We start from the raw sequence: 16,468 nt of genomic DNA on the forward strand, positions 1-16,468 counted from the left end.
CGGCTCAGCCCCCCTCCCCCGCAGGGGGAGGGAGAGGCGTCCCGCCGCTTCGTCGTCGCCGCAGTGCAACAAAACTGTTGCGCTTTTCGTTGGGTAGCGATCAAGCTGCGAACTCAACGCGGCGGGGGCGAATGACGAGAGCTTTCGACGAAATGAACGGCGGCGGATCGGGGACGATCCGCGACAGCTACAAGACCCTGGCGGCCTGGCTGGAAAACGCCCCGCCGGATCTGCTGCAGGCGCGCTCGCGCCAGGCCGAGCTGTTCTTCCGCCGGATGGGCGTGACCTTCGCCGTCTATGGCGACGAGGAATCCAACGAGCGGCTGATCCCGTTCGATGTCGTCCCGCGCATCATCGGCGCCGACGAATGGGGCGGGCTGGAGAAGGGGCTGAAGCAGCGGGTCACCGCCATCAACGCCTTCCTGAAGGACATCTACGGGCCGCAGGACTGTATCCGCGCCGGGATCGTGCCCGCCGACCTGATCCTGACCAATCCACACTATCGGCCCGAGATGCAGGGCCGCCGGCCGCCGGGCGACGTCTGGTGCCATATCGCCGGGGTCGATCTGGTTCGCACGGGCGAGGACGGCTTCTATGTGCTGGAGGACAATGTCCGTACGCCGTCCGGGGTCTCCTATATGCTGGAGAACCGCGAGATGATGATGCGGCTGTTCCCCGACCTATTCGCCGAACATGCGGTGCGGCCGGTCGAGATCTATACCGACATGCTGTTGCGGTCGCTCCAGGCCTCTGCGCCGTCGGGGGCGGGCGAAGATCCGACCATCGTGGTGCTGACGCCTGGGCCGTTCAACTCGGCCTATTACGAGCACAGTTTCCTGGCCGACAAACTGGGGGTCGAACTGGTCGAGGGTGGGGATCTCTTCGTCAACGACGACACCGTCTATATGCGCACGACCGAGGGGCCCAAACGGGTCGACGTCATCTATCGCCGCATCGACGACGACTTCATCGACCCCCTGACCTTCATGCCGGATTCGGCGGTCGGGGTGCCGGGGCTGATGTCGGCCTATTTCGCCGGGCGGGTGACCCTGGCCAATGCGGTCGGGACGGGGGTGGCCGACGACAAGGCCGTCTATACCTATATGCCCGAGATCATCCGCTTCTTCACCGGCGAGGACGCGATCCTGAAGAATGTGCCGACCTGGCGCTGTCGCGAGGCGGACGCGCTGAATGAGGTGTTGGAGAAGCTGCCGGAACTGGTGGTCAAGGAGGTCGGCGGCTCGGGCGGTTACGGCATGCTGGTGGGGCCGACCTCGACCAAGGCCGAGATCGAGGCCTTCCGCGCCAAGCTGATCGCCGATCCCGACGACTTCATCGCCCAGCCGACGCTGAGCCTGTCGACCGCCCCGACCCTGAACGGCGGCGCCCTGTCGCCGCGCCACGTCGATCTGCGGCCGTTCGTCCTGTCCAGTCCGGCGGGGGTGCGGGTCGCGCCCGGCGGGCTGACGCGGGTGGCGCTGAAGGAGGGGTCGCTGGTGGTCAACTCCAGCCAGGGCGGCGGAACCAAGGACACCTGGGTGCTGGATGTATAAGCGGACGAAAATCCTCCCCCATCGGGGGAGGAATAGATGCTCTCACGCACCGCAGACAGCCTGTACTGGACCGGCCGCTATATGGAGCGGGCGGACTTTCTCGCGCGCATCCTGGAGGCCGCCATTCGCCTGGCCGCCCTGCCGGCCAAGGACCAGGCCACGGTCACGGCCTGGGCCGGCGCCATCGCCTCGTCGGGGGTCAAGAGCGGCTTCGACGCCTCGGGCCGGACCATCTCGGAGAAGTCGGTCCGGGAATATCTGGCCTTCGGCTACGACAACTCGACCTCGATCAAGGCCTGTATCACCAAGGCGCGGACCAACGCCCGTTCGGTGCGAACGGCCCTGACCATCGAGCTGTGGGAGGCGATCAACGGCGCCTGGAACGGGCTGAACGAACTGGGCGAGCCGACCAAGAGGGATGATTTCACCAACTTCCTCGACTTCGTGAAGTCGACGTCGCTGGCGGTGGAAGGGGCCTCGTCGCGGACCATGTTGCGCAACGACGCCTACTGGTTCCTGCGGCTGGGCATGGCGATCGAGCGGGCCGACAACACCGCCCGCCTGCTGGACGTGAAATACCATCTGCTGCTGCCGCCCGGCGAACGGGTGGGCGGACAGCTGGACTATTTCCAGTGGACCACCCTGTTGCGCGAGGTCTCGGCCCTGACCGCCTATCGCTGGGTCTACCGCGAGAGCGTGCGGCCCTGGCTGGTGGCGGACCTGCTGGTGCTGAATCGGCAGATGCCGCGCTCGCTGGCCAGCTGCCAGGGAATGATCGTCAGCTATCTGGAGAAGCTGGCCACCGATTACGGCCGGCGTGGACCGGCGCAGCGGCTGGCGTCCAACCGTCTGACCCAGTTCAACGAGGCCAAGATCGAGGACATCTTCCAGTCGGGCCTGCACGAATACATCCAGGGTTTCCTGAACCAGAACAACGCCCTGGCCGCCGCCATCCAAGAACAGTATCTGGTCTGACCATGCGGATACGGATCGACCACTCCACCCGCTACGCCTACGCCCGGCCGGCGCGGTTCATCGTGCAGATGCTGCGGCTGACGCCTCGGTCCTGCGAGAGCCAGCAGGTGCGCGAATGGCGCATCGAGACCGACGTGGATGCGCGGCTGCGACGCAGCGAGGACGCCTTCGGCAATATCGTTCACAGCCTCTATACCGAGCGCCCGACCGACGCCCTGACCATCCGGGTGACGGGCGAGGTTTCGACCATGGACACCGGCGGGGTGATCCGGGGCCAGAACGAGCGGCTGCAGCCCGGCGTCTATCTGCGCGACACCCGCCTGACCGAGGCGGACGCGGCCCTAGTCGATTTCGCCAGGGAGATCAGCGAGGGCGCGCCGCTGGAGCGGATGCACCGGCTGATGGGGGCGATCCACGGCGGGGTGGCCTTCGAGGTCGGCGCCACGTCCGCGACCCATACGGCGGCCGAGGCCTTCGCCATCCGGCGCGGCGTCTGCCAGGACCACGCGCAGATCTTCATCGCCTGCGCCCGGACGCTGGGCGTGCCGGCCCGCTATGTCTCGGGCCATCTGAACCGCTCGGACGGACAGCATGACCAGGACGCCGCCCACGCCTGGGCCGAGGCCTGGATCGAGGGGCTGGGCTGGGTCGGGTTCGATGCGGCCAACGGAATCTGTCCGACCGACAACTATGTCCGCATCGCCACGGGCCTGGACGCCCTGGGCGCGACGCCGATCCGGGGCACCAGCTACGGCGGCGGGATCGGGACGCTGACGGTCGCCCTGCATGTGCGGCCTGTGCAACAGAGTCAGCAGCAACATCAATCCAGGGGATGGTCCTGATCGCCATGGCCGGGGAATCTGCTAGCGTCGAACGATTCGCGGAACCGGGAGCGGATAGAGCGAAGTGACCTATTGCGTGGGCATGTTGGTGGACGAGGGGTTGGCGATGATCGCCGACACCCGCACCAATGCGGGCGTGGACAACATCTCGTCCTATCGCAAGCTGCATATCTTCAAGACCACCGGCGAGCGGATCCTGGCGGTGGCGACGGCCGGGAATCTGTCGGTCACCCAGACGGCCTTGGCCATGGTGGCGGAGGGGGTGAAACTGCCCGACTCGACCGCGCTGGAGACGCTGGAGACCGCCCCGACCCTGTTCCGCGCCGCCCAGATCCTGGGTCATGCCCTGGCCATGGTGCGGGCCACCATCAACACGCCCGCCTCGCCGACCGCCGACGCCCTGAACGTCAACGCCTCCATGCTGCTGGGCGGCCAGATCGCCGGCGGAAAAATGGGTCTGTATCTGATCTACGGGCAGGGCAACTTCATCGAATGCGGGCCGGACACCCCCTATCTGCAGATCGGTGAGTTGAAGTACGGCAAGCCGATCCTGGATCGCGCGCTGCACAGTTCCACCCCCCTGTCCGAGGCGGTCAAACTGGGGCTGATCTCGTTCGATTCGACGATTCGCTCGAACATCGCCGTGGGGCCGCCGCTGGACCTGATCGTCATTCCCCGCGACCACCTGACGGGGATGGAGCGCCGGATCGACGTGGACGATCCCTATTTCCGCGACCTGGGCCGGCGCTGGTCGGAAGCCCTGGCCTCGGCCCACAAGGCCATGCCCGATCCCACCTGGCTGGATCTCGACCTGTCGCCGCCGATGCGGAACATGAGCATCGTCATCTGAGCCAGGGGCGGTCCCGCCGCCGTCTCAGGCCGTCTCGCGGAGGGTGAGACGACCACCGCCAGAGCGCGCACCCGTCAAGGCAACCGTGCGTCTGCGATTAAGTCGCAATTCCTCTTGTGCGAACTTGTTAAGCTGGCTATTGCGACCGCATCGCAAAATCAGGCCAAAAGGTCGCCTCAATATGTCCGAGTCCCGCGCCGCCGCGCTCCGATCGCTTCTGTTCGCCTCCAGCGCCGCCGGCCTGCTGGTCGCCGCGCCGGCCCTGGCCGCCGATGTAACGTCCGAGGGCGGCGTGATCGTCACCGCCGATCAGCAACAGCAGCCGGCCAATCTCGGCACGATCGACGTCAACGGCCAACTGAAGAAGCGTCAGCCGGAAAGCCCCGAGTTCGTGGCGCCCCTGCTGGACACGCCCCGCTCGGTGACGATCATCCCGGAACAGGTCATCACCCAGACGGCGGCGACCTCTCTGGAAGACCTGCTGCGCAACTCCCCCGGCATCACCTTCGGCGCGGGCGAAGGCGGCCAGCCGCTGGCCGACCGGCCCTTCATCCGGGGCCAGTCGTCGGGCAACAACATCTTCGTCGACGGCGTGCGCGACGCGGGCGGCCAGCAGCGCGAGGTCTTCGACCTGGAGCAGGTCGAGGTCATCAAGGGCGCCGATTCCGTCTATTCGGGTCGCGGCTCGGGCGGCGGCAGCATCAATCTCAGCTCCAAGCAGCCGCGCCTGGCCGACGCCGTCAGCGCCAGCCTCGGCGCCGGCACGGACAGCTATTACCGCGCCACCGTGGACGGCAACTGGCGCCTGAACGACACCAGCGCCTTCCGTCTGAACCTGATGGCGACCGAGGGCGATGTCCCGGGCCGGGACGCGGTGGACTTCGAGAAGTACGGCCTGGCCATGGCCCTGGGCGTCGGCCTGGGAACCGACACCTCGGCCACGATCAACTACTACCACCTGACCGCCGACTCGATGCCGGACTACGGCATTCCGCTGGACCGAAAGCTGGACAACAACTGGGCGATCAAGACGACGGACAGCCGGATCCTGAACGTGCCCTACGACACCTTCTACGGCCTGAAGGCGCGCGACTACATGCGCAACGAGGTCGACAGCGTGACGGTCAAGCTGGAGCACAAGTTCAGCGACACCCTGACCCTGCGCAACCTGACCCGCTATTCCGAGACGCTGAACGACTATGTCGTCACCAATCCGGGCGACGGCGGTACGGCGGTTCTGGTCGGCGACACCTGGTGGATGAAGCGGGGCACCAAGTCGCGCTGGAACCCGGCCGAGACCTTCGCCAATGTCACGGACCTGTACGGCAGCTTCACCACGGGGGCGCTGAAGCATGATTTCGACCTGGGCGTGGAATACAGCCGCGAGATCAACCGGAACGCCAGCTACACGGTCACGACCACCAGCGGCTCGGCCTGTCCGACCGCCATCGGGGGCTTCGACTGCACCCAGGTCTATGATCCCAATCCGAACGACCCCTGGGCCGGTTCGATCACACGGGGCGCCGAGACCCATTCCAACACGACCAGCTGGGGCGTCTATGGCGCCGACTCCATCGCCTTCGGGCCGAAGTGGTTGCTGAACCTGGGCCTGCGCTACGACCGTTACGAGACCGAAGGCACGTCCATCGCCCGCGGCGCCGCCACGCCGACCTTCCACGAGGGCGAATGGGACTTCGTCAACTATCAGGTCGGCCTGGTGTACAAGCCTACCTCCAACACCAGCGTCTATGCGTCCTACGCCACCTCCTCGACGCCGCCCACCGTGTCCGGCGGCGACCAGAACGGCGCGAGCGGCGGCGAGGGCAGCGGCAATCTGTCGGGCCAGCTCCTCGATCCGGAAGACACCGAGAACTATGAGGTCGGCGCCAAGGCCGAACTGTTCGGCCAGCGGCTGACCCTCAGCGGCGCCCTGTTCCAGACGACGCGCAAGAACGCGCAGATCCTGCTGGAAAATGGCGATTACGGCCAGGCGGGCGAGACCGAGGTCAAGGGTCTTGAACTCGGCTTCTCGGGCAGCATAACCCAGGCTTGGACGGTCTTCGGCGGTTACACCTACATGGACTCCGAATTAGTCAAGGGCGCCTATGGCAACGTCAACCTCGGCGATCCGCTGGCCAATACGCCCAAGAACAGCTTCAGCCTGTTCACCACCTATCGCGTCATGCCCAAGCTGAGCCTGGGCGGCGGTGTCTATTATGTGGACGACCGGTTCGGCGGGAACCAGGGCGGGGCCGGCGGCGGTTCGGCCGCCGTCTATGCGCCCAGCTACACCCGCCTGGACCTGTTCGCCTCCTATGACGTGACCGATCGCGCCAGCCTGCAGCTGAACGTCAAGAACGCCACGGACGAGGAATACATCATGCGGACCAACGGGGTTCACCATGCCGACCCCGCTCCGGGGCGGCAGGCGATCCTGGCGCTGAACCTGCGCTTCTAAAGGCCACGATCCCCGGCCTATATCTGGCGGCCCCGTCCTTCCGGCGGGGCCGTCTTTTCTTTTCGAGCGAGACCCGACCGTGCTGCTCCAGATCCCCGAAGTCTTTTCCAAGGCCGAAGTGAAGGCCCTGCGCGAGCGGCTGGACGCCGGCCCCTGGGCCGACGGCAATATGACTTCGGGCCACCAGTCGGCGACGGCGAAGCGGAACCAGCAACTGCCGGAAGACTCGGACGTGGCGAAGGAGGTCTCGGCCCTGATCGTCCAGGCGCTGAACGCCAATCCGATGTTCGTGGCCGCCGCCCTGCCGCACACGATCTTTCCGCCCCTGTTCAACCGCTATGAGGGCGGGGGCGAGTTCGGGCTGCACGTGGACAACGCCATCCGCCAGCAGCGCGGCGGCGGTTCGATCCGGATCCGCAGCGACCTGTCGGCGACCCTGTTCCTGTCCGAACCCGAGGACTACGACGGCGGGGAGCTGATCATCGAGGAGATGTACGGGCCGCAGTCGGTCAAGCTGCCGGCCGGGGACCTGGTGCTGTATCCGTCCAAGAGCCTGCACAAGGTCATGCCGGTGACGCGCGGGGCGCGGGTCTCGTCCTTCATGTGGATGCAGAGCCTGATCCGCGACGACGGCGATCGGGAGATGCTGTTCCGCCTGGACGTGGCGACCCAGCGGGTGGCGACGGAGAAGGGGCCGAAGGATCAGGCGGTGATCGAACTGACCGGCGTCTATCACAACCTGCTGCGGCGCTGGTCCGAGGTTTGACGCCGGCCCGGTCCCTGTGACCTCGGGGCCGCAATCGGAGTTATAAGGTCGCAGCCGTGAACCAAGGCGGGGCTGGTCTATTGTGACCGGGATGTTCCAAGACACGCCCCCCGCACCGCCCGCTCAATTGTCTGAAATCACGGTGACGGCCGCCCGTCTGCCGCCCGCCGCCGCCGACGCCGCCTTTTCGGTGGTGCGGCTGGACCAGAGGGTGCTGGAGCGATCCGCCCGGCTGGACGAGGCGCTGCGGACCGTGCCGGCCGTGTCCCTGTTCCGCCGCACCTCCAGCCTGGCCGCCAATCCGACGACCCAGGGGATTTCGCTGAGGGCCATCGCGCCGTCGGGCGCGGGGCGGACCCTGGTGACGCTGGACGGGGTTCCGCTGAACGATCCGTTCGGAGGCTGGGTGATCTGGTCCCAGGTCGCGCCGGAATCGCTGGAGCGGGTGGATGTGGTGCGCGGCGCGGGGGCCGGGCCCTATGGCGCCGGCGCCCTGACCGGGGTCATCGGCCTGACGGAACGGGACAGCGGCGGTGTGCTGGACGCCTCGGCCGCCGAGCGCGGCGGGGCCAGGGTCGCGGGCTCCGGCTCGACCCGGATGGGCCTGTTCGGCGTGACCTTGTCGGGTCTGTACGAGACCAGCGACGGCTATACGCCGGTGCGCGGGCCGGCGGCGGGGGCGGCGGATAGGCCGCTGGACCTGGACAGCCGCAGCGCGGCCCTGCGGGTCGATGCGCCGCTGGACGGACTGAACCTGGACGGGGCGAACCTGTCGCTGCGGGCGGCGACCTGGGAGGAGGATCGCGGCTCCGGCCTGCTGAACGCCCGGTCCAACGCCAGCGGCCACAGCCTGAGCGCCACGGCGGCCAAGGCGCCGCCCGTCGACGGATACGGCTGGCGGCTGCAGGCCTGGCGGATCGAGAGCAATTTCGCCAACAGTTCGGCCTCGGTGGCGGCGGACCGGTCGACCACGACGCCGGCCAATAGTCAGTACAAGACCCCTGCGACGGGCTGGGGGCTGAATGCGGCCCTGCGCCGCCGCACCGCCGATTTCGCCGGCGGCCGGCTGGAATGGGAGGTCGGCGCCGACGCTCGGTTCAACGAGGGTGCGACCAACGAATTCTTCAGCAATCCCACCGGCGCGGGCTTCGCCCGGGGCCGCCGGGCGGGCGGCGAGACGTCGGTGGCCGGGGCCTATGTGGACGGGTCGTGGACCGGCGGGGACTGGTTGATCGCGGGCGGGCTGCGTTACGACCAGTGGAAGAACGAGGCGGGCTTCCGCTACGAATACACCCTGGCGACCGGCGTCTCGATCCTGGACGAGACGGACGAGGACCGGTCGGGCGAGGTGTTCAGCGCCCGTCTGGCGGCGCGACGCGATCTGAGCCGGCTGCTGGGCGCGGGCTACGCCTGGCGCGCGGCGGCCTATTCCGGTTTCCGGCCCGCGACGCTGAACGAACTGCACCGGCCCTTCCGGGTCGGCAACGACATCACCGAAGCCAATTCGGCGCTGGAGCCCGAGACCCTGCGCGGGATCGAGACGGGTCTGGCCTATGACCGGGACGGGATCGCCTGGGGGGCGACGGTCTTCTGGAACGAGATCGAGAACGCCATCGTCAACGTCACGATCGGCGAGGGGCCGGGGACCTTCCCCCGCGCGGGCTTCGTGCCCGCCGGCGGGGTGCTGCGCCAGCGTCAGAACGCCGGGACCATCGAGGCCTGGGGCGTAGAGCTGAACGGGTCCATCCAGGCGACCGAGGCCCTGTCGCTGAACGCGGCCCTGTCCTGGACCGACGCCGAGGTGGACGGCGGGACGGCGGCGCCGCAGCTGACCGGCCTGCGTCCGGCCCAGGCGCCGGAGTGGAGCGCGACAGCGGGCCTGGACTGGCGGGCGACGCAGCGCCTGACCCTGGGCCTGGCGGCGCGGTATGAATCGGCGCGGTTCGACGATGACCTGAACAGCCGGACCCTGGACCCCGCCGTGACCCTGGACGCCCGGGCGGAGTGGCTGGCGCGCGAAGGCGTCATGGTCTGGGCCGCCCTGGACAACGCCTTTGATGAAGAGGTCGAGGTGTCGATGACCGGGACCGACGTCGCCGGCTACGCCCCGCCGCGCACGGTGCGGGCCGGGGTGAGATTCAGCTACTGACGCTCTCTGCGGCGAAATCGTCGCACGGACTGCTATTGAAAACGGTTCGCAACAGTGGCACAGCCACCTTGTGACCGAACGCGCCGCACACCCTCAGGCCGAGCTCCCCGCCAAGGACTCGAAGAAGCCGAAGGCGGCGCTGAACGGCGCGCGGTCCTTCTGGCTGAAACAGCTGCATTCCTGGCACTGGATTTCGGCGGCGGTCAGTCTGGTCGGACTGATCCTGTTCGCGATCACCGGCGTCACCCTGAACCACGCGGCCTCGATCCCCGCCGATCCGGTGACGGTCGAACAGACGGCGGCCCTTCCGGCGCCCCTGGCGGCGCGTCTGGCCGACTTCCCCGAGGAGACGACCGATCCCGTCCCCGACGCCGTGGCGCGCTGGTCGGCGCAGACGCTGAAGGCCGAGATCGCCGGCAAGCCGACCGAAACCACGGCCGAGGAAATCTATGTGGCCCTGCCCACGCCCGGCGGCGACGGATGGGTGACCATCGACCGTTCAACGGGTGATGTGCTGCACGAGACGACGACGCGGGGATGGATCGCCTACCTCAACGACCTGCACAAGGGGCGCAACGCCGGGGCGGTCTGGTTCTGGTTCATCGACGTCTTCGCCGTCGCCTGCCTGATCTTCGCCCTGACGGGGCTGGGGCTGATGTGGCTGCACGCCAAGGGGCGGCCCTCCACCTGGCCGCTGGCGGCCCTGGGGCTGCTCGTGCCCGTCGTCATCGCCCTGATCTTCATTCATTGAGCTGAACTTCGCTGAGAGTGTCCCGGATGCGCCTTCTCCCCATCGTCGTCACCACCGTCGGCCTGGCCGCCGCCGCGCCCGCCCTGGCTGCGGACCTGTCGGTCACGGTCGATGTGCCGCGGCTGAACACCGCCTCCTATCATCGGCCCTATGTGGCGGTGTGGATCGAACGACCGGACCAGACGGCGGTCCAGACCCTGGCGGTCTGGTACCAGCAGACCCGCAACAACGAGGGCGACGGCAAGGACTGGCTGAAGGATCTGCGCACCTGGTGGCGCAAGGGCGGCCGGGCCATGAGCCTGCCGGCCGACGGCGTTTCGGGCGCCACCCGCGCGCCGGGTCGCCAGACCATCATCGTGCCCGCCGCCCGCCTGCGCGGCCTGCAGCCGGGCCAGTACACCGTCGTTGTCGAGGCGGCCCGCGAACTGGGCGGCCGCGAGGTCGTGCGCGTGCCCTTCCGCTGGGGCGGCGCCAATACCGCCAATGCTTCCGGCTCCACCGAACTGGGCGCCGTGCGCGTCACCGTCTCTCGCTGAGGAACAGACCCATGAAAAAGACGATCACGCTTCTGGCCTTCGCCGCCGCCCTGGCGGCCCCGATGGCCGCCCAGGCCCACCGCGCCTGGATGGCGCCGACCTCGACCAGCCTGTCGGGCAATGACGCCTGGGTCGGATTCGACGCCGGCATGTCGAACGGGGTCTTCATCCCCGACCATGCCGCCATGCGGATGGGCGGTCTGGTGGTGACGGCGCCGGACGGCTCGGCCGTTCAGCCCGAACACCTGATGCAGGGCCAGTACCGCACCACCTTCGACGTCCATCTGACGCAGAACGGCACCTACAAGGTCGCCAACGTCATGGGCGGCGTCATGGCCAGCTACAAGCTGGACGGCGAGCAGAAGCGCTGGCGCGGTTCGGCGGCGGAATATCCGGCCGCTCTGCCCGCAGGCGCGACCGAGGTGCAGGCGACCCGCACCGCCAGCCGGATCGAAACCTTCGTCACCCTGAACAACCCGACCGAGACCGTGTTCAAGACGACGGGCGAGGGTCTGGAACTGGTGCCGGTGACCCATCCCAACGACCTGGCCGCCGGCGAGTCCGCGACCTTCAAACTGGTCAAGGACGGCCAGCCGGCCGCCGATCTGGACGTGACCATCGCGCGTGGCGGCCTGCGCTATCGCGACAATCCCGAGGAGATGACGGTCAAGACCGGCGCCGACGGCGCCTTCACCGTCACCTGGCCGGAAGCCGGCCTGTACTGGCTGAACGCCTCGGTCCGCGCGCCGGCCCAGGGCGAGGCGCTGGGCTCGAACGCCAGCTATGTGGCGGTGATGGAAGTCCTGCCCTAAGCCACGGGCATGTCCGACACTCCCTTCTCGCGCGGATCCCGCGCCGCCCCGCCCACGGTCACGCTCGGCGACCCGGTTCCGCTTGCGGATCGGGCCGACAACCGGGTGCTGATACCGCCGATGGACGGGGTTCCGCCCCGTCCGCCCGGCGACCGCATCCTGTCGCTGGGCGGCCCGACCATGGGAACGACCTGGAGCGCGCGGGTGATCGGCCCGCCGGGCCTGAGCGAGACGGCGGTCCAGGCGGCCGTGGAGGAAGAACTGGCGGCGGTGATCGCCGTCTTCAGCCCGTGGGAGCCGTCCAGCGAGATCAGCCGCTTCAACGCCGCTCCCGAAGGCGTGTGGGCGGTGTCCCAGCCCTTCTGGGACCTTCTGGACGCCGCCATGGACCTGGGCGACGAGACGAACGGCGCGGTCGATCCGACCCTGGGCGCCCTGGTCGACCTGTGGGGATTCGGCCCGCCCGGACCGCGTTCGCCCCTGCTGCCCGTGCCCTCGGACGAAGAGGTCGAGGCGGCGCTGAAATTGTCCGGTTGGCAAAAGCTGCGGCTGAACCGCGAGGCGCGCGCGGTCATGCAGCTGGGCGGCATGAGGCTGGACGTCTCCGGCATCGCCAAGGGGCATGCGGTGGACCGGGTCTCGGACCGGTTGACGGCCATGGGGGCGACCTCGCACCTGGTGGAGATCGGCGGCGAGTTGAAGGGGCGCGGCGTCAAGCCCGACGCCCAGCCCTGGTGGGTCGAGATCGAGCGGGTCGCAGGATCGCCGGCGCCGCGCACCGTGGCGGCCCTGTACGACATGGCCATGGCGACCAGCGGCGACTATCGCCGCGCCTTCGAACATAACGGCCGCCGGTATCCGCATACGCTGGACGGATCGACCGGGCGGCCGGTGAGCAACGCCCTGGCGTCGGTGACGGTGCTGCACGCCTCGGCCATGAAGGCCGACGCCTACGCCACGGCCCTGACGGTCATGGGGCCGTTCGAGGGGCCCGACTATGCCGAGGCGATCGGCCTGGCCGCCCATTTCGTCGAGCGGACCGAGCGTGGCCTGGTCGAACGGATGACGCCCGCCTTCGCCGCCATGATGGACGACCCCGCCCTGGAGGGGCCGGGGTGACGCACGAGCCGGCGCGTTGGCTGTGGGCCGCCGGAGCGACGGCCCTGTGGTTGGTCCTGACCGGCTTCATCGTCTGGCGCGAACGCCGGGCGAAGGCGGCGGCGCGCGCCCAATCGGACGCCATGGCCGGAGTCGGCGAGAGCGTGCTGGTCGCCTTCGCCAGCCAGACGGGTTTCGCCGAGCAACTGGCCTGGATGACGGCCAGGGCCCTGCAGGACGGCGGGGTGGGGGCGCGGGTTTTGTCCTTCGCCGATCTGGACAGCGCGACGCTGAAGGCCGCAGGCCGGGCCTTGCTGATCGTGTCCACGACGGGCGAGGGCGATCCGCCCGACGCGGCGGCGCGGTTTGTGCGCAAGACCATGGGGCAGGGGGCGGATCTGGCGGGCCTGCGCTTCGGCCTGCTGGCCCTGGGCGACCGCAGCTACGACCAGTTCTGCGGCTTCGGCCATGCGGTGGACGGCTGGCTGCGACGGTCGGGCGCCGAACCCCTGTTCGACCTGGTCGAGGTCGACAACGGCGAGGCCGGGGCCATCCGCCGCTGGCAGCACCAGTTGAACCAGATCACCGGCCGTCTCGCGGCGCCCGACTGGGCGCCGGCGGTCTTCTATCCGTGGCGGCTGGTCGAGCGGACCCTGGTCAATCCGGGCAGTCCGGGCGGGCCGGCCTATCACCTCGCGTTCGAACCGGTCGGGTCTGCGCCGGACTGGGCGGCGGGCGATATCGCCGAGGTCGGCCTGCCGGAACGCGACGGGGCCACGCCCGGCGCGCGCGAATATTCCATCGCCTCCCTGTCGTCTGACGGACGGGTCGAATGCCTGATCCGCCTGATGCGTCACCCCGACGGAACGCCGGGTCTGGCGTCCGGCTGGCTGACCCAGGATCTGGCGGTCGGCGACGAGATCGGCATGCGGCTGAGGACCAACCGCAGCTTTCACGGGCCGGCGGACGAGACGCCGATGATCCTGATCGGCAACGGCACGGGAATCGCGGGATTGCGGGCGCATCTGAAGGCGCGGAGCCCGGCCGGGGGCGGGGCCTGGCTGTTGTTCGGCGAGCGGACGCGGGCGCACGACGCCTTCTTCGACGCTGAGCTTCAGGGATGGCTGGAGTCGGGTGTGCTGCGTCGGCTGGATCGCGCCTTCTCGCGCGATGCGGGCGACGGCCGCTATGTGCAGGATCTGGTCGCCGGGGCGGCGGACGAACTGCGCGACTGGATCGGTCGCGGCGCCACCATCCATGTCTGCGGCAGTCTGGAGGGCATGGCCGCAGGCGTTCATGCGGCGCTGGAGACCGCCTTGGGCGCCGAGGCTCTGCTGGACCTGCTCGAAACCGGTCGTTACCGCCGCGACGTCTATTAGGGCTGCCGCCCGCCGGGCCTTCCTGCCATCAATAGGGCGACGAAAGGGAGGAACCGATGATTTCCATGCTGCTGGCGGCGGCGATTTCGACCCTGCCGCAAACGCCCGCCGCTCCGGCTGGGTACGCCCTGACCTGGTCCGACGAATTCGCTGGCGACGGCCTGCCCGACGCCTCGAAGTGGCGATACGACACCCAGGCCAACAAGACCGGCTGGTACAACGAGGAACTGCAGTACTATTCCGCCGCGCGGCCCGAGAACGCCCGGATCGAGGATGGCGTCCTGATCATCGAGGCGCGGCGAGAGACCCTCAACCCGCCCCCGGCCGACTGGGGCGGACAGGCCTACACCTCGGCGCGGATGATCTCGACCTCCGCCTGGTCACGCGGTTTCATCGAGACGCGCGCCAAGATCCCTTGCGGACGCGGCAGTTGGCCGGCCATCTGGATGTTGCCCGAAAAGGCGGTCGGCTGGCCCATCGGCGGCGAAATCGACATCATGGAGCACGTCGGCCATCGCCCCGGCGTGGTGCACGGCTCGATCCACACCGAGGCCTACAACCATGTGAAGGGCACACAGAGCACGGCGACGCGTCAGGTCGCGGACGCCTGCGACGCCTTTCACCGCTATCAGGTGCGCTGGACGCCGGACGAGATCGTCTTCCTGATCGACGACCAGCCCTTCCACCGCTTCGCCAACGATCAGACGGGCGATGTGGAGACCTGGCCGTTCGACAAGCCGTTCCATCTGATCCTGAACGTCGCCGTGGGCGGAACCTGGGGCGGCGAGGAGGGCGTCGATGACGTCGTCTTCCCGCAGCGGATGGAGGTCGACTACGTCCGGGTCTATCGGCCGGCCGACTGATCCAGTCGGCCCAGCAGGTCGACCGCGAAGCTGGACAGGGTGTCGTCGCGGGCCCCCATGACGATGATGCGGTCGCCCGGCTGCGCGATCTCGATGATCCGGTCGCCGCAGTCGGCGCGGGTGGGCAGGGCCTGTGCCTGACGGCCGGCGGCGCGGACTCCGGCGGCGATGTCCTCCGAGCCCACGCTGCGGTCGGTGGTGCCGCCGTAGTAGACCGGCTCAGGCATCAACAGGACGTCGGTCTCGCGCATCAGGCCGGCGAAACCGTCGATGAATTCCTGCCGCATCAGTTTCAGCGGGCCGAAGCCGTGGGGCTGGAACAGGATCAGCAGGCGGCCGTCGAAGGCGTGCAGGGTCTTGAGCGTGGCGGCGATCTTGTCCGGGTTATGGGCGAAGTCGTCGATGACGGTGATGTCGTTCACCGTCCCGACCACCTCCATCCGGCGACGGATGCCGGCGAAGGTCTCCAGCGCCTTGACCGCCTGGCCCGTCGGCACGTCCAGCGCCTTGACCGCACCCAGGGCCGCAAGCGCATTGGCGACATTGTGGGCGCCGGGGACGTTCAGGACGACGTCGTATTCGCTCCAGCCCTCCATCAGGCGGAACTTCATGCCCGTGGGCATCGGCTGAAGGTCGTAGGCGGACAGGTCGGCCTTTTCCTCGCCCAGGGCGAAGGTGATCGCTTTCCCGGCCGGAAGCGTCTGGACCAGGGCGGCGGTCTCGGGATTGTCGAGGTTCAGAACCGCCGTGGCCGCGCGGCCGGTGAAGCCGCCGAACAGGTCGCGCAGCTCCTCCATCGACTTGTGATCCAGCGAGATGTTGGAGACCACGGCGACGGTGGGGTCATAGCCGGCGATGGAGCCGTCGGACTCGTCCACCTCGGCGACGAACAGGTCCGGTCCGCCCACCAGGGCGCTGGCGAAGGGATGATCGGCGTCGGCGAAATTCTTCATCACCGCCCCATTGACGACGGTGGGGTTGCGTTCGGCCTGGCTCAGAATCCAGGCGATCATGCCGGTGATGGTGGACTTGCCGCTGGTGCCCGCGACGCCGACCGAGGTCGGGGCGGCGTTGAACAACTGGCTCAGCAGCTGGGGCCGGGTCTTGATGACGGCGCCGACGCGGCGGGCGGCGCCGATGTCGGGCACGGTGTCTTCAATTGCACCGGTGGCCACGACGGTCTGGGCGGCGCGGGTCACGCCGGAACCGTCCTGGGGATGCAGGGTCACGCCATGGGCGCGCAGCCAGTCGAACTTCTCGGGCGTGCGGCCCTGGTCCAGCGCGCGGTCGGAGCCTTCGATGGCGTGGCCCTGGGCCTGGACGATCAGGGCCAGGGGCAGCATGCCCGACCCGCCGATGCCGCAGAAGAAATAGGAGGCGTCTTGGTTCATGCCCCCTTAGAACAGGGGATCGGGCCGGTCCGCCAGTGCAGGATC

14 protein-coding genes are annotated in these 16,468 nt (G+C 68.6%); 13 read left to right on the plus strand and 1 reads right to left on the minus strand.

Annotated features, from left to right (window positions below; translation table 11 throughout):
• Nucleotides 1-131 precede the first annotated feature (131 nt).
• The 13 genes from ER13_RS06670 to ER13_RS06730 all read left to right on the plus strand — a co-directional run bounded on the left by ER13_RS06670 (nucleotide 132) and on the right by ER13_RS06730 (nucleotide 15,032).
• Nucleotides 132-1,553, plus strand: a complete 1,422-nt coding sequence (locus ER13_RS06670) for a circularly permuted type 2 ATP-grasp protein (protein ID WP_008260423.1) — start codon at nucleotides 132-134, stop codon at nucleotides 1,551-1,553.
• Nucleotides 1,554-1,589: 36 nt separating this feature from the next.
• Complete coding sequence (locus ER13_RS06675; RefSeq protein ID WP_008258825.1) at nucleotides 1,590-2,528, plus strand: alpha-E domain-containing protein; 939 nt, start codon at nucleotides 1,590-1,592, stop codon at nucleotides 2,526-2,528.
• 2 nt (nucleotides 2,529-2,530) lie between these two features.
• Nucleotides 2,531-3,370: a transglutaminase family protein gene (locus ER13_RS06680; protein WP_035307767.1), complete on the plus strand. Its 840-nt coding sequence runs from the start codon at nucleotides 2,531-2,533 to the stop codon at nucleotides 3,368-3,370.
• 64 nt (nucleotides 3,371-3,434) lie between these two features.
• The gene (locus ER13_RS06685) at nucleotides 3,435-4,220 is read left to right on the plus strand and encodes a peptidase (protein ID WP_008262736.1); all 786 of its coding nucleotides are present in this window, start codon (nucleotides 3,435-3,437) and stop codon (nucleotides 4,218-4,220) included.
• A gap of 181 nt (nucleotides 4,221-4,401) precedes the next feature.
• Nucleotides 4,402-6,678 (plus strand): TonB-dependent siderophore receptor, encoded by a 2,277-nt coding sequence (locus tag ER13_RS06690; RefSeq protein ID WP_035307769.1) that lies wholly within the window; start codon nucleotides 4,402-4,404, stop codon nucleotides 6,676-6,678.
• 79 nt (nucleotides 6,679-6,757) lie between these two features.
• Complete coding sequence (locus ER13_RS06695; protein ID WP_035307772.1) at nucleotides 6,758-7,444, plus strand: Fe2+-dependent dioxygenase; 687 nt, start codon at nucleotides 6,758-6,760, stop codon at nucleotides 7,442-7,444.
• Between the two features lie 142 nt (nucleotides 7,445-7,586).
• Nucleotides 7,587-9,593 (plus strand): TonB-dependent receptor, encoded by a 2,007-nt coding sequence (locus ER13_RS06700; RefSeq protein WP_368664385.1) that lies wholly within the window; start codon nucleotides 7,587-7,589, stop codon nucleotides 9,591-9,593.
• A gap of 70 nt (nucleotides 9,594-9,663) precedes the next feature.
• Complete coding sequence (locus ER13_RS06705) at nucleotides 9,664-10,344, plus strand: PepSY-associated TM helix domain-containing protein (RefSeq protein ID WP_197019740.1); 681 nt, start codon at nucleotides 9,664-9,666, stop codon at nucleotides 10,342-10,344.
• Nucleotides 10,345-10,370: 26 nt separating this feature from the next.
• On the plus strand, nucleotides 10,371-10,880 hold the full coding sequence (locus tag ER13_RS06710; RefSeq protein ID WP_035307776.1) for a DUF2271 domain-containing protein: 510 nt from the start codon (nucleotides 10,371-10,373) through the stop codon (nucleotides 10,878-10,880).
• Between the two features lie 11 nt (nucleotides 10,881-10,891).
• Nucleotides 10,892-11,692 (plus strand): DUF4198 domain-containing protein, encoded by an 801-nt coding sequence (locus tag ER13_RS06715; protein WP_035307779.1) that lies wholly within the window; start codon nucleotides 10,892-10,894, stop codon nucleotides 11,690-11,692.
• Nucleotides 11,693-11,701: 9 nt separating this feature from the next.
• Complete coding sequence (locus ER13_RS06720; RefSeq protein ID WP_081836159.1) at nucleotides 11,702-12,811, plus strand: FAD:protein FMN transferase; 1,110 nt, start codon at nucleotides 11,702-11,704, stop codon at nucleotides 12,809-12,811.
• The gene (locus ER13_RS06725) at nucleotides 12,808-14,169 is read left to right on the plus strand and encodes a sulfite reductase subunit alpha (protein WP_035307781.1); all 1,362 of its coding nucleotides are present in this window, start codon (nucleotides 12,808-12,810) and stop codon (nucleotides 14,167-14,169) included. Before ER13_RS06720 ends, ER13_RS06725 begins: the two co-directional genes overlap by 4 nt.
• Nucleotides 14,170-14,225: 56 nt before the next feature.
• Nucleotides 14,226-15,032, plus strand: coding sequence for a family 16 glycosylhydrolase (locus ER13_RS06730; protein WP_035307783.1), 807 nt, complete (start codon nucleotides 14,226-14,228; stop codon nucleotides 15,030-15,032).
• On the opposite strand, the gene murC is transcribed toward ER13_RS06730, so the two are convergent.
• On the minus strand, nucleotides 15,014-16,423 hold the full coding sequence (gene murC, locus ER13_RS06735) for a UDP-N-acetylmuramate--L-alanine ligase (protein ID WP_035307787.1): 1,410 nt from the start codon (nucleotides 16,421-16,423) through the stop codon (nucleotides 15,014-15,016). The two genes, ER13_RS06730 and murC, sit on opposite strands and share 19 nt — an antisense overlap.
• Nucleotides 16,424-16,468 lie beyond the last annotated feature (45 nt).

This window comes from Brevundimonas sp. EAKA, assembly GCF_000698025.1.
GTDB lineage: Bacteria > Pseudomonadota > Alphaproteobacteria > Caulobacterales > Caulobacteraceae > Brevundimonas > Brevundimonas mediterranea_A.

Coding starts and splice junctions, on each gene's coding strand:
- ER13_RS06710 (WP_035307776.1), top strand. CDS start 10,371: ATGCGCCTTCTCCCCATCGTCGTCACCACCGTCGGCCTGGCCGCCGCC.
- ER13_RS06670 (WP_008260423.1), top strand. CDS start 132: ATGACGAGAGCTTTCGACGAAATGAACGGCGGCGGATCGGGGACGATC.
- ER13_RS06680 (WP_035307767.1), top strand. CDS start 2,531: ATGCGGATACGGATCGACCACTCCACCCGCTACGCCTACGCCCGGCCG.
- ER13_RS06690 (WP_035307769.1), top strand. CDS start 4,402: ATGTCCGAGTCCCGCGCCGCCGCGCTCCGATCGCTTCTGTTCGCCTCC.
- ER13_RS06675 (WP_008258825.1), top strand. CDS start 1,590: ATGCTCTCACGCACCGCAGACAGCCTGTACTGGACCGGCCGCTATATG.
- ER13_RS06730 (WP_035307783.1), top strand. CDS start 14,226: ATGATTTCCATGCTGCTGGCGGCGGCGATTTCGACCCTGCCGCAAACG.
- ER13_RS06720 (WP_081836159.1), top strand. CDS start 11,702: ATGTCCGACACTCCCTTCTCGCGCGGATCCCGCGCCGCCCCGCCCACG.
- murC (WP_035307787.1), bottom strand. CDS start 16,423: ATGAACCAAGACGCCTCCTATTTCTTCTGCGGCATCGGCGGGTCGGGC.
- ER13_RS06715 (WP_035307779.1), top strand. CDS start 10,892: ATGAAAAAGACGATCACGCTTCTGGCCTTCGCCGCCGCCCTGGCGGCC.